This is a genomic window from Albimonas donghaensis, assembly GCF_900106695.1.
In the GTDB taxonomy this organism is placed as follows: Bacteria; Pseudomonadota; Alphaproteobacteria; order Rhodobacterales; family Rhodobacteraceae; genus Albimonas; species Albimonas donghaensis.
On record NZ_FNMZ01000001.1, the window covers coordinates 281,613 to 306,341 of the forward strand.

A 24,729-nucleotide genomic window follows, 5' to 3' on the forward strand; every position below is an offset into this window, starting at 1 on the left:
CATCGGGGCCGGGCGTTCGAGATGGGGGCGCGGGGCTCAGGCGGCGGCGTCGGCTTCCGCGGCCTCGGGGCGGTAGTTGAGCACCGGGGCCAGCCAGCGCTCGACCTCCTCCAGCGGCATCCCCTTGCGGGCCGCGTAGTCGACGGCCTGGTCGCGCTCCACCTTGGCGACGCCGAAATAGTAGGCGTCGGGGTGGCCGATATAGAGCCCCGAGACCGAGGAGCCGGGCCACATCGCCATGCTCTCGGTCAGGGTCACGCCGGTGGCGGCCTCGGCGTCGAGCAGGGAGAACAGGGTCAGCTTCTCGGTATGATCGGGCTGGGCGGGATAGCCCGGCGCGGGACGGATGCCGCGATAGGGCTCGCCGATCAGCTCTTCGGGCGCGAAGGCCTCGTCGGGGGCGTAGCCCCAGTATTCCCGGCGCACGCGCTGGTGCAGCATCTCGGCCATCGCCTCGGCGAAACGGTCGGCCAGCGCCTTGACCATGATCGCGCCGTAGTCGTCGCCCGCCTTCTCGAAGCGTTCGGCGATGGCGGCTTCCTCCGGCCCCGCGGTGACCACGAAGCCGCCGACCCAGTCCTCGACCCCCTCCGGGCCCACGAAGTCGGCCAGCGCGGTGTTGGGGCTGTTCCGGCGCTTGGAGGTCTGCTGGCGCAGCGTGTGCAGCGTGGCGAGCGGATCGGCGCGCCCGGCGTCGGCCCACAGGCGGATGTCGTCGCCCTGCCGGTTCGCCGGCCAGAAGCCGACCACGGCGCGGGGGCCGAACCATTTCTCCGCGATCAGGGTCTTGAGCATCGCCTGCGCGTCATCGAGCAGGTTGCGGGCCGCAGCGCCGTATTTCTCGTCGTCGAGAATGCGCGGATAGACGCCCTTCAGCTCCCAGGTCTGGAAGAACGGGGTCCAGTCGATGAAGCGCGCGATCTCGGCCAGGTCCCAGTCGTCGATGACCCGGGCTCCGGTGAAGCCGGGCGCCGTGACCGCGTAATCCGACCAGTCGATCGCCATGGCGTTGGCGCGCGCGGCGGCGAGGGGCAGGCGGGTCTTGGCCCGCTCGGCGCGCTCGTGCCGTTCGGCCACCTGGGCGTAATCGGCGCGCACGCCCTCGATATAGGCGCCGCGCTGCGCGTCGCTCAGCAGCGCCGAGACCACGCCGACCGCGCGGCTCGCGTCGGTGACGTAGATCGCCTGGTTGCGGCTGTAGCGGGGCGAGATCTTCACCGCCGTGTGCACCTTGGAGGTCGTCGCCCCGCCGATCAGCAGGGGCAGGTCGAAGCCTTCCCGCTCCATCTCCGCGGCCAGATGCGCCATCTCGTCCAGCGAGGGCGTGATCAGGCCCGACAGGCCGATGATGTCGACGCCATGGGCCCTGGCCTCCTCCAGGATCTTCTGGGGGGGGACCATGACGCCGAGGTCGATGATCTCGTAATTGTTGCAGGCCAGCACGACGCCGACGATGTTCTTGCCGATGTCGTGGACGTCGCCCTTCACGGTGGCCATCAGCACCTTGCCCGCGGACTGCCGCTGATCCCCGCCGGCGAGGCGCTTCTCCTCCTCCATGTAGGGCAGCAGCACGGCCACGGCCTGTTTCATCACGCGGGCCGACTTCACCACCTGGGGCAGGAACATCTTGCCGGCGCCGAACAGGTCGCCGACCACGTTCATGCCGTCCATCAGCGGGCCTTCGATGACATGCAGCGGGCGTTCGGCCGCAAGGCGGGCCTCCTCCGTGTCCGCGTCCACGAATTCGGTGATGCCGTTGACCAGCGCGTGCTCCAGCCGCTTTTCCACCGACCATTCGCGCCAGGCGAGGTCGCGCTTGCGCTCCTCCCGCCCCGCGCCGCGGAAGCGTTCGGCGATGTCGAGCAGGTTTTCGGTGGCCGAGCCGCCATTCGCCGGCGTGCGGTTCAGGACCACGTCCTCGCAGGCTTCGCGCAGGTCGGGCTCGATCTGGTCATAGACCGCGAGCTGCCCGGCGTTGACGATGCCCATGTCCATCCCCGCCTTGATGGCGTGGTAGAGGAACACCGCGTGCATCGCCTCGCGCACCGGCTCGTTGCCGCGGAAGGAGAAGGACAGGTTCGAGACGCCGCCCGAGATATGGCAGTGCGGCAGGTTCTGCCGGATCCAGCGCGTGGCCTCGATGAAATCGACGCCGTAATTGTCATGCTCCTCGATCCCCGTCGCCACGGCGAAGACGTTGGGGTCGAAGATGATGTCTTCGGGCGGGAAGCCCACCTGCTCGGTCAGGATCCTGTAGGCGCGCGCGCAGATCTCGGTCTTGCGCTTGAAGCTGTCGGCCTGGCCGTCCTCGTCGAAGGCCATGACCACCACCGCGGCGCCGTAGGCGAGGCACAGGCCCGCATGGTGCAGGAACGCCGCCTCGCCTTCCTTGAGCGAGATGGAGTTCACCACCGGCTTGCCCTGCACGCATTGCAGCCCGGCCTCGATCACCTCCCATTTGGAGCTGTCGATCATGATCGGCACGCGGGCGATGTCGGGCTCGGCGGCGACGAGGTTGAGGAAATCGATCATCGCCTGGCGGGAGTCGATCAGCCCCTCGTCCATGTTGATGTCGATGATCTGGGCGCCGTTCTCGACCTGATCGCGGGCCACGTCCAGCGCGGCCGCGTAGTCGCGATTGGTGATCAGTTTCCGGAACTTGGCCGAGCCGGTGACGTTTGTGCGCTCGCCCACATTGACGAAGGGGATGTCCTTGGTGAGCACGAAGGGTTCGAGGCCCGAGAGGCGGAGAAGCGGATCAGACATCGGCCAGAACCCCCGCCTTGCGCGGCGCGTGGCCCGCGACGGCCTGCGCGATCTCCGCGATATGATCGGGCGTGGTGCCGCAGCAGCCGCCGACGATGTTGACCAGCCCCTCGCGGGCGAAGACCTCGACCTTGGCGGCGGTCTGCTCCGGCGCCTCGTCATACTGGCCGAAGGCGTTGGGCAGGCCGGCGTTGGGATAGGCGCAGATCAGGCTGTCGGCCACCCCCGCCAGCTCCGCCAGATGCGGGCGCATGGCGTCGGCGCCCAGCGCGCAGTTCAGCCCCACGGTGAACGGCCGCGCATGGCGGACCGAATGCCAGAAGGCGGTCGGGGTCTGGCCCGAGAGCGTGCGCCCCGAGGCGTCGGTGATGGTGCCCGAGATCATGATCGGCAGGCGCTTTCCATGTTCGGCGAAGGCCTCGAAACAGGCGAAGATCGCGGCCTTGGCGTTGAGCGTGTCGAAGATCGTCTCGATCAGGATCAGGTCGGCGCCGCCGTCGATCAGCCCGCGGACCTGCTGGCCGTAGGCGCGGCGCAGGTCGTCGAAGGTCACGGCGCGGTAGCCGGGATCGTTGACGTCCGGGCTCATCGACGCGGTGCGGTTGGTCGGCCCCACGGCGCCGGCCACCCAGCGCGGCTTGCCGTCCTGCGCCGTGGCCCGGTCCATCGCCCGTCGCGCGATGCGCGCGCCCTCGGCGTTGAGCGCGTGGACCCGGTCCTCCATCGCGTAGTCGGCCTGGGCGATGATGGTGGAGGAGAAGGTGTTGGTCTCCACGATATCGGCGCCGGCCATGGCGAAGGCGTAATGGATGTCCTCGACCGCCTGCGGCTGGGTGAGGATCAGCAGGTCGTTGTTGCCCTGCTGCGGGTGGTCCGAATGGATGGCGCAGCTGTGCCCGCCATGGCCGCGGAAGGCGTCCTCGTCCAGGCCCAGCGTCTGGATCATCGTGCCCATGGCGCCGTCGAGGATCAGAATGCGCTCGCGCGCGGCCCGGGTCAGGGCGTCGAACGTGTCGGCGGGCGGGAGCATGAAGCTGTGCATCGGGGTCCTTCCTTGGTGTCGGGGCAGGGTAGCCCGCCGCCATGCAGGACGTAAAACGACGAATATCTCGCTAATCATGACGGCTTGTCATGATCCGCCGCGGGTGTATGGCTGGCCGTCGATGACCGGCGACGCCGCCGCGCCCGGATCGGATGACAGGAGGTCATGTCATGCTCGACCGTCAGCACCTCGCCATCCTGCGCGAGGTCGATCGCCAGGGGGGCGTCACCGCCGCCGCCGACCGGCTGAACATGACCCAGTCGGCGGTCAGCCATGCCATCCGGCGGCTGGAGCGGGAGCTTGAGGCGACCTTGTGGGAGCGTGACGGCCGCCGCCTGCGCCTGACCCGCGCCGGGCGGCGCCTGCTGACGCTCGCCAACCGCGTGCTGCCGCAGATCGAGCAGGCCGAGGCCGAGATCGCCGAATATGCCGGCGGCCGCCGCGGCGCGCTGCGCATCGGGATGGAATGCCACCCCTGCTACCGCTGGCTGCTGAAGGTCGTGCAGCCCTATCTCGCGGCCTGGCCGGACGTGGATCTGGACGTGAAGCAGGCCTTCCAGTTCGGCGGGCTGGGCGCGCTGCTGGGGCATGAGATCGACCTGCTGATCACGCCCGACCCGGTGCTGCGGGCGCCGCTGACCTTCACCCCGGTCTTCGGCTACGAGCTGGTGCTGGCGGTGGCCGCGGACCACCGGCTCGCCGGCCGGGAGGTGGTCACGCCCGAGGATCTGGAGCGCGAGCAGCTGATCACCTACCCGGTCCCGGTCGAGCGGCTGGACGTGTTCACCCGCTTCCTGCTGCCCGCCCACCGTCTGCCGCGCGGGCACCGGACGGTGGAGACGACGGACGTCATGCTGCAGATGGTCGCCGCCGGGCGGGGCGTCGCGCCCTTGCCCGACTGGCTGCTGACCGAGGCCCGCGGCGGCCCGCCCCTGGTCCCCCTGCGGCTGGGTCCGGAGGGGATCTCCAAGTCGATCCATGTGGGGTATCGCACGGCGGATGCGGGGGTGGAGTTCCTGTCGGGGTTCCTGGACCTCGCCCGCGGGGTGGCGCCGGCGGGCGGGGTCGATGCGGAGGCGGCCGGGGGCTGACCGCCGCCCCGGGTCGTGGCGCGGCGGCCCGGGCGGGCGCCCGCGGGGGCGGCGCGGGCCTGGGGCGGGCGTCAGGCGCCGGCTGCGCCCCCGGTCATTCGTGGAAGGGCGCCGCGGGGATGCGGCGGCCCAGCAGGAAGGCGTCGGCCACGAGAACCAGCGGCGCCAGGTCCACGTCCGAGACGCCGGCGTCGATCAGCGCTCCGAAGCGGCGATAGAGGTCGGGATACTCGCCCGGGGCCGCCACCGCCTGCGCCGCGCCGCCGATGAACAGCTCCGCGCCGCCCTTCGACAGGCGCAGGGGGCCCGCATCGGTCTCGACCTCGATGTCCCAGGCGGGCGGCCCCTCCCAGCGGAAGTCGAAGCGGGCCTCGATCTCCAGCCCCCCGGAGCCGGCCAGGGTCAGGTCGCAGGCGATGGGGGTCTCGCAGTTTTCGGGCACATGCAGGTCGGCCGAGGTCAGGCGCGCCGGCGCGGGCAGGATGGCGGTGAGGATCGACAGCGCGTTGACGCCCGGATCGAACACCCCGAGCCCGCCGGCCTGCCAGATCCAGGTCTGGCCCGGATGCCATTCGCGCACGTCCTCCCGCCAGGTGATCCGCACCCGGCGCGGAGGATGGGCGGCCAGCCAGTCCCGCGCCGGCGCGACCCCGGCGGCGTGGCGGGAATGCCAGGTGGCGAACAGCGTCACGCCCTGCGCCGCGGCGAGCGCGGCCAGCGCCTGCACCTCGGCCACAGTCTGGCCGGGCGGCTTCTCCAGCATCACGTGCCGGCCCGCGAGGATCGCGGCGCGGGCGGCTTCGAACCGGACCTGCGGCGGCTGGCAGAGCGACAGGGCGGCGATGTCGGGCCGCCCGCGCAGGAGAGCGTCGAGGTCCGGGTGGTTCTCGATCCCCTCCGCCCCGCCGGAGCGGCTGACGGTGGCGGCGAGCCGGAAGCGCGGGTCGGCGGCGATGGACGGCAGGTGCTGGTCGCGGGCGATCTTGCCGACGCCCACGATCGCGAGGGCGATTTCGGGGCCGCCGGACGCGGGAGTTTCAGGGACGGTCATGGGGGATCGCCTTTCCGGGCTGGTCTTGCGGGGCGCCGATATCCGGCCCGGGGCCGGCGGCGCAGGCCGTGGGCGCCCGTGACGAAGCGGGCGGGGCCGCACGGGTCGGTCGGGTGGGGGTCGGGAGGGTGGGGGGCGGACAGGTGGAAGGCGTGGACGCGCGCAGGCGCGGGGGCGATGTCATCGGGATCCTCCCTGCCGACGCCGGCGGGCGCCAGGCCTCCCAGCCCGTCCTGCGCCGACGCCTTGAATGGGCCGGGCCGCGGCGAGGCTCCCCATCGCGGCCCGCCTGAACAACCTACGCCTGCGAAGACATGCGGGACAAATCAGTCTTCGGCCTTCTGTCATACCGTTTCGGATATGTCTTTCGGCGCGACGCCTCCCCCGGTCCCGCCCCGACGCCCCGGCCTTTCCGGGGCGCGCTTCCGGGTCGCGGCCTTCGCCTGCTGACGGCGCGGCGCCGCCGTGGCGCAAGGCCGACGGCCGCGCAAGCCGCTCTGGTCCGACGCGGACAGGGCATAGGGGGCGGCGGTGTCCGGGCCATGCCGTCACGTCCGCAAGCGGTGCCGGGCCGCCCCTCCGCCCTTCGCAATTCTTTTTGCCGGAATCCGCGCCTTAACCCTTCATTAGCCTTGCCCGGCCAAGTTGCGCGAGCCCGCATCAGTGCGAATAGTAGACTGCGGGTCGGCGAGTTTCCGACAAGGCCTTGCGCATGATCCAACGTGACATCCAGCGATACGCGCTGGCCAGCGCGGCTCTCGTGGCCGCGATCAGTTTCGGCCTCGCCTGGATGGTCCATGACCGGCAGCGCGAGCAGGTCGTCGCAAGCGCCGCCAATGACGCGGTGGCCGACCTGCGCGCCGGCCTCGCGCGGTTTCAGGGGGAGGTCGCGGCCCTTCGCGCCCAGATCATATCCCTCTCCGGGACGCCGCCCCTCGCCGGCATCGCCCGGGCGGAGGAGAACGACGGCTACGATCCGGAGGAGCGGACCCCGCTCAGCCTCTGGAAAGACCGCCTGGCGCGGATCGGGATCGGTCTCATGCACGGCTCCCCCGCCCTGGCGCAGGTCCGGTTGCTCGGCCCCGAGGGGCGGGAGTTGGTGCGGGTCGAGCGGCGCGGCGACACCTACGTCACCCCGGGGGATGAGAGGCTGCAGGACAAGAGCGGGCGGGACTACTTCCGCGCCGCCCGGGATCTGCCTCCGGGCGGGGTCCATGTCTCGGCCCTGGACCTCAACATCGAGAACGGGGTGGCGGAGCGGCCGCCCAACCCGGTGATCCGCGTCGCGATGCCGGTGCACAGGACCGATGGCGGCCTGATCGGGGTGCTCGTGCTCAACGTCTCCATGCGCAAGGCGCTCGACGACCTCCGCGCCCAGTTCGATCCCGACGTCACGTTCATGATCGCCTCGCCCACCGGGCTGACGCTGAGCGCGAACGGCGAGCAGGCCTTCGCCGAGGAACGGGGGGGCGAGCGGGCGATCCCCGACCTTGTCGCACAGGCGCGCGCCGCGCCGGGCGCAAGCTTCGCCACCCTCGTCAACCTCGCCGGGGGAGAGCTGGCGGGCGCCGCCGCGCAGGGGTTCGTCATGAACGACGCGCCGGGCGCGCCCGTGCATGCGGCGCTCGTCGTGCGGACGCGAACCGGCGCTCTCGCCGCCACGCGGCGACTGCTGACCGAGGCGGTGATCGCGGTGATCGCGCTGTCCGCCGCCGCGGCGCTGGCCATCCTGCTCTTCGCCCGCCAGCTCAGCCTTCCCCTGATGCGACTGACCGAGGCGACGCGCGAACTCGCCGCGGGCCGTTCGCCCTCGGACGTCGCCTGGCCCCTGGCGAGCGTCGCCGAGATCGAGGAGCTGACAGGCGTCCTGCGCGACATGGCCTTCGCCGCGCAGGCGCGCGAATCCGCGGCGGTGGAGCGCGAAGGCAAGCTGCGCGCGGTGTTCGACACCTCGACCAACGCCTTCGTCACCTCCGACGGCGCCGGTCGCATCGAAGACGTCAACGCCGCCGCCCTCGCCATGTTCAGCTATCGGAGGGAGGAGCTGATCGGCGCCGACATCGCCCTGCTGATGACCGAACGCGACGCCTCCCGTCATCATGCCTATCTGGAGCGCTGCCTGCGCACCGGCGAGCTGCGCATGATCGGCGCGAACCGCCGGGAAGTCGCGCGCCGCCGCGATGGAACGGAATTCCCGATACGGCTCGACATCACCCGGCAGGAGCGCGGCGGCGCGCATGTGTTCACGGCGATGATCGAGGACATGAGCCAGCTTGAGCGCAACGAGCGCGCGAAGGGCGAGTTCATTTCGATGGTCAGCCACGAATTGCGCACGCCGCTCGCGGCGATCAAGGGCGCGCTCGGGCTGATCCGCTCCCGCCACATGGAGGAGCTCTCGCCCAAGCCCGCGCGGATGGTCGAACTCGCCGCCTCGAACTGCGTGCGGCTGGTCAAGCTGATCAACGACCTGCTGGATATCGAGCGGATCGAGGCCGGGAAGCTGCGCCTCGACCGGATCCGCTTCGAACTGCACGACCTCGCCGCCCGCGTGGCGGAGGAAAGCCGCCCGATGGCGGCGGTGCGGACGATCGAGCTGCGCCTGGCGCCGGCGCAGGGCCGCGCGCCGATGCAGGGCGACCCGGACCGGATCGGCCAGGTGATCGCCAACCTGATCTCGAACGCGGTGAAGTTCTCCGATGCGGGCGACGCCGTCGACCTGGCGGTGGAGGAGCGGGACGGGCGCTGGCGACTGTCGGTGCGCGACAACGGGCCGGGCGTGCCGTCCGAGCTTCGCGGTCGGATCTTCGGAAAGTTCATGCAGGCCGAGAGCGGAGACCACCGGCGCACCGGCGGCAGCGGCCTGGGGCTCAGCATCAGCAAGGCCATCGTCGAGGCGCATGACGGCCGGATCGGCTATGACAGCGTGGAGGGCCGGGGCTCGACGTTCTGGTTCGAGCTTCCCGCTCCCGAGCACGCGCCGATGCCGGAGAGGGACGCGCCGCAGCCCGCGGAGGCGCGGCGCTGCGTGCTGGTCTGCGAAGACCGGAGCGGCCGGCTGGCCTCCACGGCGGGGGTCTGCGCGGATCTCGGCTACGATACGGTCCGGGTGTTCTCGGTCGACGCCTTCAACGCCATCGCCACGGATCTGCGGGTCGACGCCTGCATCGTGGACCTCGCATCGAGCTGGACCATCGAAATGGTCGAGGAGATCGCGCGCGATCCGCGGCTCGACCATGTGCGGATCATCCTGCGGACCGAGGCCGACCTGGACACCGGGCTGGCAGGGGCGCTGGTTCCGGTCGCGGATGTCGTCCCCGTGCCGATCGACTCGCCGCGTTTCGCCAAGGCGGTTCGACGGGCGGTGCGCGGCCGCGTCGCCGGCACGCCCGTCATCCTGCATGTCGAGGACGAGCCCGATCAGCATGTCCTGCTCGCCGACATGCTGGACGATCTCGCCAGGATCGAGGTCGCCGCGACCTGCGCCGAGGCGACCCGGATGTTGCGGGACGGGGTCTACGACCTGGTGATTCTCGACCTGAACATGCCTGACGGGCGCGGCGAGGCGCTTCTCGACATCATCGCCCAGCGTCCCGATCACACGCCCGAGGTCCTGATCCATTCGATCGAGGACGCGCCGGCCGCCCAGCTCGCCCGGGTCGCCCAGGGGCTGGTCAAGTCGCGGCTCACGCCCGAGCGGCTTCGCGAGCAGGTCTCGCGGCTGCTGGCGCGCGGCGGGGCGGAGGCGACGGGCGGGAATGCGGCGCAGGAGGCCCGGAATGACGCATGAACTGAAGCGGATCCTTGTGGTCGAGGACGAGCCCGAGCTTCTCGAAGTGGCGGAGCTGACGCTCGCCGACATCGGCGGCTACGAGGTCGCCGCCTGTCTGACCGGGCAGGAGGCGCTGGTCAGGGCGGCGTGCTTCCGGCCCGATCTGCTGGTGCTCGACGTCATGATGCCGGGAACGGACGGGCTCGAACTGCTCGCGCTGCTGCGACGCGCCGGGGTGTCGGCGCCGGTCGTGTTCCTGACCGCGAAGGTGCAGCCGTCCGAGGTGAAACGCTATCGCGACGCCGGCGCGCTCGACGTCATTCCCAAGCCCTACGAGCCGGAGGAGCTTTGCGAAGCGCTCCGGAACGTCTGGGCCGCGCGGGCGGATCAACCGGCGGCGCTGCGAGTCTCGGGCGCTGCCGAGGGCCTGCGGTCGCGCCGCGCGTAGCGGTGCTCGATATAGGCGCAGATATCCTCGAAGTTCTCGGTCTTCCGGAACACCGCGGCGATGTTGTGGTAGAGCGTGAACAGCTCCCCGTTCTCGAAGTCGCTGCGCCCGGTCACCACCACCACGGGCGTGTCGGGCTGGCGGAAGGCGAGCAGGTGGGTCAGCTCCATGCCGTTGCCGTCGGGCAGGTCGATGTCGGAGATCACCACGTCGTAGTCTTGGGTCAGGATCTTCGAGGACGCCTCGTGCAGGTTGCGCGCGACGTCGGCCCGAATGCCGCACACCTCCAGATGCGCGAGCCAGAGCTCACCGAGATCGTCGTCGTCTTCGATCACCAGACACTTCATGGCTCACCCCCCGTTTCGTCGGCGAAATATGGACGCGCCCGGTGAAAGAGGTGTTGAGAGCGACGGTAAACGGGCGGGAGATCATTCTCGCTTCGTTCAAGGGCGCCCGCGGAAGGCTCGTAGCGGCGGCTCGATCGCGCGTGAGCCGCCGCTGAAATCCGGCTTGCGGCTCGGTTGGATCACCTGAGGAGAGCAGGCTCGCGCGCAGCTCGGCGTGTTCGAGGCCGAGGAACAACGGGCGGCCGGTCCGCTGCGCGAGGCGCCTCCCGATCCATCGACAGGATCCGGCGGTTTCCAGGCGGCTCTGCGGTGACCCTGCTTCCTTCACGCCCTCGCTTGCAGGCACCAAAGCCGTTCCGCATGGGCATGTCCGGGAGACGTCGTCGATCAGACGCAGGCCGATCTCGGCGCCCGGCTGATCCGCTGCACCATCGAACGCCCACCCCCCCGAACGCGCCGCCCCAAGCCCGCCCCCTGCGTGGCGCCCCGCGCGGCGAAAGGCCGGGCGGGGCGCCGGGGCGGCCCGGACCGTCGCCGCCTCAGAAGCGAACGGTCAGGCGTAGGCTGGCGCCGTGGGCCGAGTAGCCGTCGGCGAAGGCGCCGTCATAGACGGCCTCCATCGACACGCTGTCCGTCTCCACGATCGCCAGGCCCGCATTCAGGCGCGCGGCGGTCTGAGGGACCGCCACGACGCTTGCGAAGCCGCCCAGCGAGGGGCTCGCCGAGGCCAGCCGCCCGCTGGCCCCATAGCCGTCGATCGTCGAGAAGGTGGCCCCGATCCGCACCCAGCCCCGCAGGGTCGAGGAGAGCGTGAGCGGGGTCTCGCCGCCGATCTCCAGCGCGGGGGTGGCCATGAACGCGGTCTCGTCGCTGTCGCTGAGTGCCAGGTTCAGCGCGCCGGCGCCCTGTTCGGTATAGCCGCTCGCCGCCGAATGCACGACGTCGAGGTCCAGCGAGGGCCGCAGCCAGCCATGCGGCAGCGGGTGGGTCCAATCCGCATGGACCCGCCCCGCGAGGCTCCAGATCTCGGTCTCGGCGTTCGCGGTGGCGGTGGACAGCCGCCGCTTCAGGTCGAACTCGCCCCAGCTTCCCGCGAGGCTGGCCGACAGGCCCCAGGCGCCGAATTCGTGGCGCGCGCCCGCGGAGAGGAAGCCGGTCCCGCCTTCGGCGGAAGTTCCGACGTCGCCGGAATAGTCGGCGCCCTCGTAGCCCAGCGCGCCGCCGACGGTCCAGCCCGGCGCGACCGCGGCCTGGCCGGCGAGGCCGGTGGTCCACACGACGCCGTCATAGCCGAAGGCGCCGGAGGCGTCGCCGTCCTGGTCCCGCCGCTCGACCGCGCCCAGCATCCGCACGCAGCGCCCGGAGCCGGCCATGACCCGCTCCCCGCCCGCGGCCGCGCCCGGCGCCTCGCAGCCCAGCGCGGCGTCGAGCCGGCTGCGCGCCCGGTCGAAATTCGCCGCCGCCGCCGCCAGCGTGGCGCCCGGCGCGAAGATCGACAGCGACTGCGCATAGGCCGCCGTGTCGATGCGGGCCAGCCGCTCCTGCCCGGCGAAGAACTCGCCGAACTCGCCGCCGCCCGCTTCGAACACGGTGTCGAGATAGCGGGCCGCGCGGGCCTGCTGCGCATCGAGCCCGAGGCTGGGATCGGCGAAGTGGCTGTCCACCGCCTCGATCGTCAGCTCGCCGTCGACGTGGGTCTGGGCGAAGTCGAAGAGCATGCTGTGCACTTCGTCGAAGCGCCCGCGCAGACCGCCCTCGGCGGAGACCACCGTCACCTGCGAGTCGGGCGAGATCGTCACCGGCTCGATCAGCAGCGTCCCGCCCAGATGCGCCGTCCCGTCCACCTTGAGCAGGTCGATCTCCTCGGCTTCGAAGTCCCCGGTGACGCGCAGCGTGCCGGAGGCGGTCTGCACGAAGTCGCCGGTCAGATGCGCCTGGCCGATCCCCCTGCGGGAGGGGGCGGCCGGGACCGCGCGGGTCTGGCCCGTGGCGCTGACCATCGAGATGCTGGAGGCGGATCCATCGTCATCGGACTCCGCCACCAGGTCGATGGAGCCCGAGTTCTGAACGTCGGTGTAGGAGCGGTCGATGCCGGTCCAGCTTCCGCCGGGCTCCACATACAGCGCCCCCGCCGCGCCGCCGGGGCCGTCGGCGTTCTCGAAGCGAATGTCGCCTTCCAGAAGGCCGTAGACCTGCGTGGTGATGTAGGCGCCCTCGCTCTTGGCGCCGGCGGCGAGGTAGCGCAGCGCGTAGCCGGCGGCATCTCCGCTGAGCCCGACCACGCCGCCGGCCTCCACCGTCACGCTCGGGGTCGCGCCGTCGATGATCATCACCCCGACCGCGTTGGCGCCGGAGCCGCCGCGGACCAGCCCGGCCACGTCCACGTCGATCGCGCCCAGCTGCACCGCGCCGTCGGACTGGGCCAGAAGGCCGATGGAGCCGTCGCCGGACGCCTGGATCGAGCCGCTCTGGGCCACCTGCACCGAAACGCGGCCGGAATATTGCGCCGTCGGCGCGTCGCCGGCCTGCGAGCCGTAGCTGACGCCCTCGGGGCCGCCCTGTATGCCGCCGCCGCCGGAAACCGACTGCGCGATCAGCCCATGCGCGCGGACGCCGGTGGTGACGATGCTTCCGCCCGCCGTGACGGTGACGTCGGCGCTTTCGCCTGCGGCCGCGTCCCCGCCGGCGATCCCGCGGAACTGGTAGTTGGGGCCGGCGGCGTCGCCGCCGATGCCGCCGCCGCCGCCGATGGACTGGGCGATGGCGCCGTGGGCCCCGTCGCCGGCGGTGGAGACGGACGACCCCGCGTCCAGGTTCAGCACGACGGCGTCGCCGTCGCCGGAGGCGCCGCCTCCGCCGCCGACCGTGACCGAGAGGAGGGAGCTGGTGTCGGACGCGCCGCCGACGCCGCCGCCGCCGCCGATGGACTGGGCGACGAGACCGAAGGCGCGGTCGCCCAGGGTGCTCACGGCGGAGCCGTCGGTGAGGTGGATGTCGACCGATCCGCCGTCGCCCGAGGCGCCGCCCCGGCCGCCGACCGTGACCTGAAGCTGGTGCGAGGAATCGTCCTCGGCGGCTTCGGAATTGCCGGCGCCGGCGACCCCGCCGCCGCCGCCGATGGCCTGCACGAGCACGCCGTAGGCGTCGTGCCCGGACGTGCCGATCATGACCCCGCCCGCATCGACATCGAACCCGGCGTCGCGGGCGTCGCCCGCCGCGCCGCCGGCGCCGCCATCGGCGCCGCCCACGGTCAGATCGCCCGCGGCCTGATCCGACCCGTCGCCGCCCATGCCGCCGCCGCCGCCGATGGACTGCACCGCGACCGCATGCGCGCCGTAGCCCAGCGTGGCGATGGAGGGCGTGGCGGAGGAGGCCGCGGACACCGTGACCCGCGCCTCGCCGCCATCGCCGCCCGTGCCGCCGGTCCCGCCGACGGCCAGGGTGATGTTGGCCCGGGCCTCGGAGCCCTCGGCCGTGGAGGTTCCGCCCACGCCGCCGCCGCCGCCGATGGACTGCACGACCAGGCCTTCGGACCAGTCGCCCTCGGTGGCGATCGCGCCCCCGAAACTGAGCAGCACCGTGCCGCCGACCCCGCCGGAGCCGCCGCGGGCCCCGACGCTCAGTTCGAGGTCGTAGCTCGTGGTGTCGTCGTCGCCGAAGTCGAGCCCGTCATCGTCGCCCGTGTCATTGGAGGCCGAGCCGCCGAGGCCGCCGCCGCCGCCGATGGACTGGGCCAGCAGGCCGTCCGCGTCGTCGCCCGAGGTGGCGATCCCGCCGGCCATGTCGAGGTTCAGCGCGCCCCCGGTCCCGCCGGAGCCGCCCTGGGCGCCGATGGCCACCGTCACTTCGCCGGAATAGCTCTCGGACTCCTCTTCGCCCCCGCCCTCGCTTTCGCTCTCGGCCGCTTCCTCGCCCCCGCCTTCGCCCTCGCCCTCGCCGCTGAGCTCGCCCGAGACGCCGATGCCGATGGTCCCGCCCTGACCGGCGCCGCCGCCGCCGCCGATGGACTGCGCGACCACCCCGCGGGAGCCGGGGCCTTCGGTCCAGATTCCCGTGCCCGCCTCGGTCGCGACCGTGAGGTCGCCGCCGGTGGAGCCGGAGCCTCCCGCGCCGCCGATGCCGATATCGACATTGGCCGAGAAGCCGCCGCCATAGGCGTTGGTCGCCGCCGAGCCCACGCCGCCGTCGCCGCCGCCGCCGCCGATGGACTGGGCCAGAATGGCGTTCGCATTCGCCCCGAACGTCTGGATGTAGGCGGTGTCGCCGAGCGTGATGTCAACATCGCCGCCATGGCCGCCGGACCCGCCGCTGCCGCCGACGGACGAGGACACGTCGACCGAGGCGGAGGCGGCGTAGCCGATGGAGCCGCTCATCGCCTGGCTCGCGCCCCCCGCGCCGCCGCCGCCGCCGATGGATTGGGCCAGAAGCCCGTGGCTGCCGGCGCCGCCGGTGACGAGCGAGGAATCGTCGCTGATCGTGGCCAGCACCGCGCCGCCGTTTCCGCCCGAGCCGCCCGAACCGCCCACCGCGGTGGTGACCGAGACCGAGACCGCGTTGGCCGGGTCCTCGGGATCGACCGGCACCGCCAGCGTCAGCGCGTCGGCGACCGACGCGCCTCCGATGCCGCCGCCGCCGCCGATGGACTGCAGCAGCAGCGCGACGGAATCGGACGCCTCGTATTCGGGGACGCCGTTGTTATCGAGTCCGGTGATCAGCTCCGCCCCGGACGAGATGCGGGCGATGGCGCCGTTATCTTCGCCGCCGGCGTTGCCGCCCACGCCGCCGTTGGCGCCCACGGACACGGCGAAGCCGAAGCCCACATCCGCGATCATGCCCTGGGCGGCGCCGCCGGCGCCGCCGCCGCCGCCGATGACCTGCGCCACCGCGGCGGGCGAATTGGCGCCGCGGGTGCGCGCCTGCCCGCCGATGACGTCGACTTCGGCCGAGAGCCCGTTGCCGCCGGCCGACCCTCCGCCGCCGATCTGGAGCGCGACCACATCCTCCGCCCCGACCGCGAAGGAGGAGCCGCCCGCGCCGCCGCCGCCGCCGATGGACTGGGCCATCAGCGCCGGGGCGTTCTGACCCTTGGTGAGGGCGTAGGCGTCCTCCCAGCGGATCTGGGCGAACCAGCCGTCGCCGCTCGCGCCGCCGCTGCCGCCGAGCTGGAGGCTGGCGATGTCCAGCACCCCGCCGCCGGTCGCCGAGCCGCCCGCGCCGCCGCCGCCGCCGATGGATTGCGCCATGGCGGCGATGGAGTAGTCGTCGGAGGTGGTGACATGGGTCTCGCCCGCGTCGGCCGGGGCGGCGCTCGGGTTGCTCGGCGAGTTGCCCTCGAGGCAGGCGTCGTAGGTGGTGGAGATGCAGGCGGCGAGCGAATAGCCCGCCGCGCCGCCCGAGCCGCCGACGCCGAGGCCGGCGCCGACCGACAGGTCGATGACGTCGCCGCCCGTGCCGCCGCCGCCCCCGATCGACTGGGCGACGAGCCCGTGGGAGAATGCGCCATCCGTCGAGATCGTGCCGGACACCGCGAAGATGCTCGCCTCGCCCCCTGCGCTGGCCGCGCCCCCGCTGCCGCCGATCGCGGCGATGCCGTCCGAGCCCGCGCCGGCGCCGCCGCCGCCGCCGATGGACTGGGCCAGGATGCCGATCGAAGCGTCGTCCGTGGTGGTCACGTCGCCCGAGGAATTGATGCTCACGACGCCGGAGCTGCTGTTCGCATCCACACCGGTGGAGGCGCCGCCCTGGCCGCCGATGGACAGGACGCCCCCGGCGGCGCCGGCGGCGCCGCCGCCGCCCGAGATCGACTGCGCCACGATGCCGTTGGAGCCGTAGTCGTCCGTTTCCACGTCGCCGGAATGCTGGATCGTGACCGCGGCGCCCAGACCGCCCTCGCCGCCGTCCCCGCCGAGGCCCAGGACCAGTCCCGCCCCGATGCCGCCCGAGCCGCCGCCGCCGCCGATGGACTGCGCCAGCACCCCATGGGAATACTGGCCCTGGGTCTCGATCGATCCCGCGATCGTCACGTCGACTTCGCCGGCGTTCGCGCCGTTGCCGCCGTCTCCGCCGGTTCCGTAGAGCACGCTGGTGAAATCGGCGCCCACGCCGCCGCCCCCGCCCAGCGAGTGCAGCACCACGCCGCCCGCGAAGTCGCCTTTGGTCAAGATACTCGAGCCTTCGCCCGCCGTCATGGTGATGGTCCCGCCCGCTCCGCCGGCGCCCGCCACGGCGGCGTTGCCGCCGCCGATGCCGCCGATGGACTGTCCGACGACCCCGTAGGCTTCGTCGCCGCGGGTTTCGAGCGTCATGTTCTCCCCCGCTTCGAGGAGGATGTCGGCCCCGCGCCCGCCGGCGCCGCCGACGGAGTTCGTCGCGCCGTTGCCATCGCCGCCGTCGCCCCCGCGCGCGAACGCGGCCATGCCCATGATCCCGTAGCCGGTGGTATCGATCCTGCTGCTGGCCTCGCTGCTCACCTGGACCTTGCTGACCGCGCCGCTGGTGTCCACCGCCGCGCCGCCGCCGGCGCCGCCGACATTCTTGTTGGGAGAGGCGCCGCCGTCGCCGCCCTCCGAGAGCGCGAACATCGCCGCCGAGAACGCGCCGTCCGTGTAGGCCTCGGTCAGATAGGGCGCGTTGACGATGATTTCGCCGGTGTTGATCAGGGTGATCGGCCGGCCTTCCTCGCCCCGACCGCCCGGATCGGAATTGTCTTCGGAGGCCTGGCCGGTGCCGCCGGTGGATCGCGCGAAGACGCCCGCGATCGAGAACGACGGGGACGCGGCCCTGACCGAGGTGTCCAGGTTCAGCTCGATGCTTCCGTGGGTGGTGATGTCGATGGTCCCGCCCGCGCCGCCGTTGCCGTTTTCGCTGCCGCCTTCCCCGCCTGTGGCGTGGACGGAGATGCCGCGCGCGCCGTTGGCCGTCGGCAGCAGCGCGTCGGTGGTCGAGCCCAGAGTGATGCGTCCGCTGTCGTAGGTGGTGATCGTCACCTGCTTGGCGTCGCCGCCCGCTCCGCCGGCCTGGTCGCCGGCCCCGCCGTTCATGTCGCCGCCGTCTCCGCCGAAGCTGTTGACGCGGATGCCGAAGATGGCGTTCTGATTGGCGCCGGGCGCCTCGGAATCGATCTCGATCAAGCCGTCGTTGTCGATCGTCACGACCCCGCCGTCGCCGCCGCGCCCGCCGTCATTGCCGTTGTGGGAAGGTTCGACGCCGTTCCCGCCAGTGGCCTCCACGTTGATGCCCGCCAGCACTCCGGACCCGCCGGAGCCGCCGCCGACCAGGGTCATGCTCTCGTTGTTGGTTATGATGAACTCGCCGCCATCCACGCCGCGGGCCTCGCCGTCGCCGTCGTCGCCGTCGGTGGAGCCGTCGGAGCCGGTCGCGTGAATCTGGATGATGATCGGCTGGGAGCCGGCGGTCGCCCGAAGGTTGGCGTCGTTGACGACATAGGCCAGGAAGCCGTCGTCCGAGAGCGTGTAGTCGAAGAGCGCGCCGGTGTCGCCCGTCTCCAGCGTGCAGGTCTGAGCGTAGCTCGCGCTGCAGGTGACGATCTGGTCCGCGGCCGCGCGCGGCGTCTGCGAGAGCGCCAGCGCCGAGGTGCTGGCGAGCAGCGCGCAGCGGAATGACCGCCGCGACGCGGCGTTGGAATGGAATGTGAACATGGCGACGTCCCCCCCTTACGCGGCGGGACGGCGTCGCCTTTTCGCCGGTCCCCCCAAAAGCCGGATCGCGCCGCGCGAACAGGGCGGGCGCGAACAGGGCCGACCCACCCGGCCCTGACAATCCGAGGGCAGAAAAACACGCGGAACGGAATAAGTCAGCAATATTCTCGACAAAGGCCAGTTCAGCCGCGCCGGTTTCGCTTTGCGACTTTGAGGGTCGGGTCGAATTATTTGAGCGGGCCGGAAGTTTTATGAACGCTGGCTGCTGGTCTCTGCGTAAGTCGCCGACGCCTTGTGGCGGCCCGTGACAGGAGGGGGATCTGGTTGACGGCCGCAACGAAAAACGCCCCGCTCCGCAAGGGCGGGTTCTGCTCCTTCCCGGGTTGCGGCCAGGCGGCCGGGGCCCGCGCCGACGCCCCCCAGGTCGGCGCCGCGCGGCTCCGACCCCGTGGCCGATCGCGCCGCCACCTGCGCCGCCCGCCTCACGCCCTCGCGCCGGGCGGCGACGTCGGCGCATGGCGGCGACTGGCGTGGTCATCCCTCGCCCGGGCAGGCGCTGCACGCGCTGCGCATGATGCCGGCGGACAAGCGCGTGGAGCGCCGCGACCGGGCGATCCTGGCGGCGCTGCCGCCGACCGGGGCGCGGGCGAATCTCGCCAGCCGCCGCCACGTCCCCCCGGAGGCGTTCAAGGTCTGGAGCCGGAACCCTTGGCCACGAGAACGTGCTGACCCCCTTGCCGCGTCGGAAATTCAACGCAACCTCTGCGCGCCGGCGCTGGTGGACGAGCTGCGCCGCTTCCGCGCCTTCCGCCTTCGGATGCAGGACATGGCCAGCCGCATGGCCGAGCGTCAGGCCGCGGAAGGCCCGGCCCTGCGCCTCCTGGACGGAGGGCGGGGCGATGCGTGAGACGCGGGACATGCTGCTCTCGCCCCACGATCAGCTCTGGCTGATCCTGGGCATCGCCGGCGTGCTTCTGGGCGGCATCCTGATCGGCGCCGCGACCACGCACCTGGCCCAGTGGTGGGCTCAACGGAAGGATCGCGAGGCGCTGCGGAGGGCCGGGCGATGACCAGGCGCCGTATCCCTCGCGGCGAGGGCCGGCTGTTCCTGACCGCGGCCGAGGTCGCCCCGCTGATCGGCTACGCCTCGGCCAACGCCTTCCTCTGCGCGCGGGAGCGGCTGGAGGAAGGCGAGGGCTTTCCGCCCCCGATCCTCCAGCGCGCCGTGGTTCCGTTCCGTTGGCGGCGCGACGAGGTGATCGCCTGGGCGAACCGCCCGCCGGCGCCGGTCGAAGGCGTGCCCCGCATGGCCGCGGCCGATCTCGCCGCCGACCGGGCGGTGATGCTGCGCATGGCGAGGATGCCGTGAGCGCCCGCGCGCCGCGCCGCCGGAAAGCGGCCGCGCCGCTCGACCGGGTGGAGGACGTGCCGGCCCGGATGCGCCAGCGCAAACGCACCTCGGGAACCTGGCGCCTGTGGTGGGAGCCCACCGCAGCCGAGCGGGAGGCGTTCGGCTTCGAGCCGGTGGAGCTGGACCCCGCCCGCCTCACCTGGTCGATCCGCGAGGCCGAGGCGCTGAACCGGGCCGTGGAACGCGCTCGCGCCGGCCTCTCGGTGAAGGCGCGGGGCGGGCGAACGGTATCCAAGCTGGTGCTGGAATACCGGCGCTCGCCCGCCTGGGCGAAGCTGCGGCCGGCCACGCAGCGCGACTACGCCGCCACCTTCCTGCGGATCGAGGCGAAATGGGGGGGGACGCAGGCCGCGGCCTTCACAAGGCCGATCCTGCGCGAGTGGTATGAAACGCTCTATCGGGAGAACGGGAAGTGGATCGCGCAGCATGACCTGCGGGTGTTCTCGGTGCTGTTCGGCTATGGCGAGCTGCGCGGCTGGGTGGTCGTGAACCCGGCGACGCGCCTCAAGATGGAGACGCCGGCGCCCCGCGACCGGGTGCTGTCCTGGGAAGAGTTCGACGCCCTCTGCGCCGCGGCCGAGGATCTGGGCCTGGCCGGGATGCGTCTGGCGATTGCGGTCGCCTGGTATCAGGGCCAGCGCCAGGCCGACGTGCTGGCGGCGCAAGTGGAGCACTTCGGCGCGGACGGCATGTGGCGTTTCCTGCGCTCGAAGGCGAAGGCGGGGAGCGCGCAGAAAGCCGCGGTGATGCCGGTGCATTCCGAGCTGGCGCCCATGATCGAGGCGCGCCGCGCGGAGGCTAAGGGGGAGGGCCCCCTGATCCTGAATGCGGAGGGCGCCGCCTACCTTCCCGATAACTTCCGAACCCACTTTGCCAAGGCGCGCGCCAGGGCGGCGCGCACTATGCCTGCGATCAAGGAAGTGCAGTTCCGCGACCTGCGCCGCAGCTGGGCCTGGTGGGCGCGCGAGGGCGGCGCCAGCGACCGCGACAGGGCGGACGGCATGGGGAACCAGGCGGATCGGAACGCCCGCCTGGGGGTCACCTACAACCCTGCGTCGCAGGCGGGGGCGAGGCGCGCTGTGGATGCGGTGCGGAGGCCGGTGAAGCGATAGGACGGGCCGAGTGAGCCTGCGGCTAGGTTAGCGCGCTGCCGCCCCCTGCATCTTTGCCAACCATTCTAGGCAGCCTATCTGCGTCGGCCGATTTGGGCGGAAAGCCGACCTTTGCTGCGCCAGGCAGGAAGGACCGCGATGCGCCAGAAACGGACGCATTTGCATCAAAGTCGCTGAGTTGAACAGGGGCCGGACTGACATACTGTCCAAACCGCGCGCTGCAGAGGTCGGTCGACAACCCAAAGCCGGCGGCCTCGCCCGGTTAAGCTAAGGCGACGGAAAACCCTCGAAGAGAAAGCAACGTCATTCCCGGATCCCCAAGGTGCCCGAGCCGCTACGAGCGAGTATACTTAAGAATCTCCCATCTGCTTCCGCTGCCACTCCGCAAGCCGCTTTAGAGGATTTGACTGTGAAGGAGCCAGTAACTCGTTGTCGTTCACTGCTAGCCTAGGCAATTCTCAATGGGTAACCCGCTCGAACAGCGGGGACCACTCAACAACGCTGCTGGCCTTGGCGCGTGAATGTAAGATCGGAAGCGTATTATTCGGAACAGTGGTGGGAAACACCACAAGTAGGCCCATCCCCCCAAAGCCCAGAGGGTTCTTCGGGTAAATATAAGTTCCGAGCTGCTCGCAAAGTGCTTTTGCCCGGTCCCAGGTGTCTTCTGATTGCCACCCGCTCTTGTCGTTTGGAAAGGCGTGATGTTGCTCGTTCAATATCTCACAGGCCCGAAAATCAGCATCGACTTCAAAATCAGATAGAGACCGAGTTAAGCGATCATAGGCCGATTGAGTTGCGACGATTGAGATGGCACGGAGCTTGGCATGGCCTATAACTTCGGAATGTTCGGAGGCAAACGATCTCAGGTTTCCCTCCAGAGAATTGCCAGTAGCCGCGATGTCATCAACCACGACAACCGCCGCAGGTACACCGTGGTTCTCAATGTGAAGTTTTATTTGTCTTGCGAAGGAGCTAGCGCTAAACACTGCCCGAGCCGAGATTCGATTCTGCTCAGCATACATTGTGGCGTAAGCCGAGCCGCTTTTCCCTTCGCCATCCACATAGACAACGGCAATATCATTTCGTCGCTGCTTCCGTTTGGTCTGGACTTCCGGCGGAATTGCAGATCGAACGAACGAATGCACAGTTTCCAGGCGCTCCCTAATGTGCGCCTCGCTGAAGAACTTCACTTTCTTCAGGAGTTCAAATAGAAGTCGTTGTTCTTTAATGCTTTCTACTTGTTGATACCAAGCTCGAATTTCATCCGTCGTAACAGATTTTCCTCGATAAACCGGCCAGGATCTTGATAGAGAGACGATTTCCTCAGAACGAACGAGGGCAGCATTTTCCTCAGCCAGGATGGACTGTGCCAACTCTTCGCTCAGCGCGTCTGCGACAAGCTTGCTAGCGCCAACATCTGCGAGCCAGCTACCAAAAATCGGCAGGACGAAGCGATACTCATGCACTTCCTCCTCCAATATTTGACGCATGTGAAGGTCGTTTAAAACGTGCTGAATTTCTGCAGCGCTAAGCGAGCCCGATACCTTCTTGTCGGCAAGGTTGCTCAACGTAAGCGATAGTCTGTCTCTTAGGCATCTGGCGGCGGCGACCAGGACCCGGCTGCGCCTCAGGACATCTGGCTCTCGCTCCTCGGGCGATTTGGGAATTCCGTCTTGCCATAGATGCGCGAACGAATTTGATCCCAGCGACGAAATCTGTTCATCCGCAGCTTGCCTGACCTCAAGTCGGGTGATGTCGGCGTCCCGAGCCGCGATTGAGCGCTTAGCCACCCCCGCGCAGACTAGTTTCGCGTAATAGGGGTTACCATTCGAGATGTTGAAAACCTCAGCTACCGCATCGTCATGCCAGCTTAGCTTTCCCGAGGTCGGAATCCTTACCATCTGCTGGAAGTCCGACCATTCCGTCTCGCGAGAAAAGTAGCTCAGGCTGACTTCGACGAAGTTATTTAGCTTTTGCCCTTGGCGGGACATGACGTAAGCCATGTTCTCGCCCCCAACGAGAACGAGGCAGACATTATCTCTGCGAGAAATGGATCGCAGGTTCGCAAAGAACGTCTCTGCGAGATTTCCGTGGAGATATAGCTCCTGTGGAATTTCATCGAATTCGTCTATTGTCACTACAAACTTCGTATTTGGAAGAAAGCTCTGTGCTCTATCAAATACCTTTAGCAATGGAGACAGCGATCCGGCGTAATCATGGCGAACATTCGAAACACCATCCGGCAAGCTATTCGTGATAAACTCTTCAATGCTTTCGCCAATCTGTCTGAGCGCCATTGCAGGGTCGGCGTGCGCGACGTCGCCCCAGAGTATAAAGTGTTGCCGAATATCACTATCAACGGTATTCGCCTCCGCGAATTCGGTAGCTGCCCGAACAAGTGACGTCTTTCCAACGCGCTTTTGCCCAGTTATATAGAATGGCTCCATAGGGGTTCTGAGGAGTTTGCTGGCCAAGTGCTCCACTTTATCGAGGCGACCAATGAATTCAGAGCCCTTTGCGACGTCCGTGCTGTACGGCGTCCAGTAGGTGAGCCGGGACCAGTCAATATCGTGGGCCTGCGCAATCACATCGAAATCGAACGACTTCCTCTTTCGTGATCCGGCCCCCACCTCAGCCCAATCAAGTTCCACCATTCCGCTGAAGCTTTTGCATGGCGCCAGGACCATGACGGGAAGCACAAGAGAAAATTCCCCCGGCATCACATTTCCAAGCGGAACCACTTGACTTTGCAGAACGACGTCATCTGAACTCAACACCATAGTTGCGCGGACATCAATCGCCATACCAGGGCCGTCGTTTCGGAATGGTACGGACAGGCTGAATTCACGCCCGACTTCGTGTAGGGGGTGTTTCTTTGCAATAGATGGTTGTATCCATTCCGAATTCAGATCTGAATAGAACCTCGCCTTGGTCGAGGCCACATATTCATTCAGCAACCGATCAACCATCTCTAAGAAGGGGATGACGTAGTCTATTGTGACAAACGACGAAATTTCCTGCGCAACTTCGTTGCATTGATCGAGGGCGCGACGACAGTCCGCATAGTCCTCCACAAATGACGCGCTCGACTGCGTTACCGCTTTTAATTTAGAGAAGGTTGCGTCGATTCCTGCGCGGATCTCATTGAGGCCAAATGGGGAGCAGTAAGCTCGCACTTGTCCATGATTCAGTGGTGCTGTGATGGATTTCTGAGCTGCGACCACAGATTCAATGTCGCCGTAGCGAGTCGTCAATGCGTCGAGATTACCGCACATAATCGAGTGGGCTCCCTGCAGAGCTTCGAATTTCTTAAAATTCTGCATTCTTGGATCAATTTTTAAGAATTTGCAAAGGTCTGGCGCTGCCGTTTCGCAAATGGACACGATTGATCTCTGCACTTCTCCTTTCCAGCCGTCAGCAAGGATCACGCCTTCCGTTGCCAAGAACCTCAGGATAACCGGTGGGATCTTCCTATTGTTGGGTGAGGATGCAGATATCGAATTTAGGATCGAAGATAGGGATCCGATCGGACCCAATTCATCGATGCCAATACATAGCCATTTGCGCAGAGCTAGCCTGGCATCCTCAGTGTTGCCATCGCGCACGGCTTTCTCAGCGACAGCAAGGTAATCAATATGAATCTCAGTTTCGGACATAGACAGCATCTATACTTTCTTGAGAGTCTTTTCTAGTTCTGAACCTTGTTCGCCGCATACGCTGCACTCGGCAATCAGGCTCTCGTAGAGACTTTCGATTCTTCCGCCGCTTCTCGTTGGAACTTGGTAGCACCCCGACCTATCGCTTTCTGCCCAGACCGAATTTACAAAACCTGTACAGCAGTCAGTCGTCAACTCCAGATGCCGGCGTCCCTGGCACGGGAGTATGGTCACGACCCCATGACCGCTCCTGGCTATGAATCCGGACCTCGGCTGCTACGGAATCGAACAACCGCTCTGGGCCGACAGGCGACGCGCTAGGTCGATCTCGGAAAGCAGGAATCGTCAGCGAGAAACCGAAACGGGGCTGGCTGAGCC

The 24,729-nt window shown here is 69.0% G+C and carries 13 protein-coding genes; 7 read left to right on the top strand and 6 right to left on the bottom strand.

Features of this window, described 5'->3' with window-relative positions; genetic code table 11:
• Positions 1–36 precede the first annotated feature (36 nt).
• Positions 37–2,766 (bottom strand): methionine synthase, encoded by a 2,730-nt coding sequence (gene metH / locus BLV24_RS01180; protein ID WP_092679310.1) that lies wholly within the window; start codon positions 2,764–2,766, stop codon positions 37–39.
• A complete protein-coding gene (locus BLV24_RS01185) occupies positions 2,759–3,808 on the bottom strand; it encodes a homocysteine S-methyltransferase family protein (protein ID WP_092679311.1) in 1,050 nt (349 codons plus the stop codon). Before BLV24_RS01185 ends, metH begins: the two co-directional genes overlap by 8 nt.
• A 170-nt stretch (positions 3,809–3,978) precedes the next feature.
• Here BLV24_RS01185 and BLV24_RS01190 point away from each other — a divergent pair, with 170 nt between their 5' ends.
• Positions 3,979–4,899, top strand: coding sequence for a LysR family transcriptional regulator (locus BLV24_RS01190; protein WP_092679312.1), 921 nt, complete (start codon positions 3,979–3,981; stop codon positions 4,897–4,899).
• A gap of 94 nt (positions 4,900–4,993) precedes the next feature.
• Here the strand turns inward: BLV24_RS01190 and BLV24_RS01195 are convergent, their stop codons facing one another.
• Positions 4,994–5,950 (bottom strand): Gfo/Idh/MocA family protein, encoded by a 957-nt coding sequence (locus BLV24_RS01195; RefSeq protein ID WP_092679313.1) that lies wholly within the window; start codon positions 5,948–5,950, stop codon positions 4,994–4,996.
• A gap of 712 nt (positions 5,951–6,662) precedes the next feature.
• Between BLV24_RS01195 and BLV24_RS01200 the strand changes: the two genes are divergently transcribed.
• Together BLV24_RS01200 and BLV24_RS01205 are read left to right on the top strand one after the other, a co-directional pair.
• Entirely contained in the window at positions 6,663–9,737 is a 3,075-nt protein-coding gene (locus BLV24_RS01200) for an ATP-binding protein (RefSeq protein WP_092679314.1), read from the top strand.
• Positions 9,727–10,167 (top strand): response regulator, encoded by a 441-nt coding sequence (locus tag BLV24_RS01205; protein ID WP_092679315.1) that lies wholly within the window; start codon positions 9,727–9,729, stop codon positions 10,165–10,167. Before BLV24_RS01200 ends, BLV24_RS01205 begins: the two co-directional genes overlap by 11 nt.
• Here the strand turns inward: BLV24_RS01205 and BLV24_RS01210 are convergent.
• Both BLV24_RS01210 and BLV24_RS01215 read right to left on the bottom strand, forming a co-directional pair.
• Complete coding sequence (locus BLV24_RS01210) at positions 10,107–10,514, bottom strand: response regulator transcription factor (protein WP_092679316.1); 408 nt, start codon at positions 10,512–10,514, stop codon at positions 10,107–10,109. The genes BLV24_RS01205 and BLV24_RS01210 overlap by 61 nt on opposite strands.
• A 539-nt stretch (positions 10,515–11,053) precedes the next feature.
• Entirely contained in the window at positions 11,054–18,172 is a 7,119-nt protein-coding gene (locus BLV24_RS01215; protein WP_092679317.1) for an autotransporter outer membrane beta-barrel domain-containing protein, read from the bottom strand.
• A 448-nt stretch (positions 18,173–18,620) separates the two neighbouring features.
• Here BLV24_RS01215 and BLV24_RS01220 point away from each other — a divergent pair, with 448 nt between their 5' ends.
• The 4 genes from BLV24_RS01220 to BLV24_RS01230 are packed head-to-tail and all read left to right on the top strand — an operon-like array spanning position 18,621 to position 20,695.
• On the top strand, positions 18,621–19,079 hold the full coding sequence (locus tag BLV24_RS01220; protein ID WP_092679318.1) for a hypothetical protein: 459 nt from the start codon (positions 18,621–18,623) through the stop codon (positions 19,077–19,079).
• A complete protein-coding gene (locus BLV24_RS21835; RefSeq protein ID WP_176954583.1) occupies positions 19,072–19,242 on the top strand; it encodes a hypothetical protein in 171 nt (56 codons plus the stop codon). The genes BLV24_RS01220 and BLV24_RS21835 overlap by 8 nt, the downstream gene beginning before the upstream one ends.
• The gene (locus BLV24_RS01225) at positions 19,239–19,541 is read left to right on the top strand and encodes a hypothetical protein (protein ID WP_092679319.1); all 303 of its coding nucleotides are present in this window, start codon (positions 19,239–19,241) and stop codon (positions 19,539–19,541) included. Before BLV24_RS21835 ends, BLV24_RS01225 begins: the two co-directional genes overlap by 4 nt.
• Positions 19,538–20,695, top strand: a complete 1,158-nt coding sequence (locus tag BLV24_RS01230; RefSeq protein ID WP_092679320.1) for a tyrosine-type recombinase/integrase — start codon at positions 19,538–19,540, stop codon at positions 20,693–20,695. Before BLV24_RS01225 ends, BLV24_RS01230 begins: the two co-directional genes overlap by 4 nt.
• A 458-nt stretch (positions 20,696–21,153) precedes the next feature.
• Here the strand turns inward: BLV24_RS01230 and BLV24_RS21375 are convergent, their stop codons facing one another.
• Positions 21,154–24,360 carry a phosphoribosyltransferase-like protein gene (locus BLV24_RS21375; protein ID WP_143040180.1) on the bottom strand — a complete coding sequence of 1,069 codons (3,207 nt, stop codon included), beginning with the start codon at positions 24,358–24,360 and terminating at the stop codon, positions 21,154–21,156.
• Positions 24,361–24,729: the final 369 nt, after the last annotated feature.

Bases quoted from the DNA above. Each gene is read 5' to 3' on its own strand.
- BLV24_RS01225 (WP_092679319.1), top strand. From the start codon at position 19,239: ATGACCAGGCGCCGTATCCCTCGCGGCGAGGGCCGGCTGTTCCTGACC.
- BLV24_RS01215 (WP_092679317.1), bottom strand. From the start codon at position 18,172: ATGTTCACATTCCATTCCAACGCCGCGTCGCGGCGGTCATTCCGCTGC.
- BLV24_RS01185 (WP_092679311.1), bottom strand. From the start codon at position 3,808: ATGCACAGCTTCATGCTCCCGCCCGCCGACACGTTCGACGCCCTGACC.
- BLV24_RS01190 (WP_092679312.1), top strand. From the start codon at position 3,979: ATGCTCGACCGTCAGCACCTCGCCATCCTGCGCGAGGTCGATCGCCAG.
- BLV24_RS01200 (WP_092679314.1), top strand. From the start codon at position 6,663: ATGATCCAACGTGACATCCAGCGATACGCGCTGGCCAGCGCGGCTCTC.
- BLV24_RS21835 (WP_176954583.1), top strand. From the start codon at position 19,072: ATGCGTGAGACGCGGGACATGCTGCTCTCGCCCCACGATCAGCTCTGG.
- BLV24_RS01210 (WP_092679316.1), bottom strand. From the start codon at position 10,514: ATGAAGTGTCTGGTGATCGAAGACGACGACGATCTCGGTGAGCTCTGG.
- BLV24_RS21375 (WP_143040180.1), bottom strand. From the start codon at position 24,360: ATGCTGTCTATGTCCGAAACTGAGATTCATATTGATTACCTTGCTGTC.
- BLV24_RS01195 (WP_092679313.1), bottom strand. From the start codon at position 5,950: ATGACCGTCCCTGAAACTCCCGCGTCCGGCGGCCCCGAAATCGCCCTC.
- BLV24_RS01205 (WP_092679315.1), top strand. From the start codon at position 9,727: ATGACGCATGAACTGAAGCGGATCCTTGTGGTCGAGGACGAGCCCGAG.
- metH (WP_092679310.1), bottom strand. From the start codon at position 2,766: ATGTCTGATCCGCTTCTCCGCCTCTCGGGCCTCGAACCCTTCGTGCTC.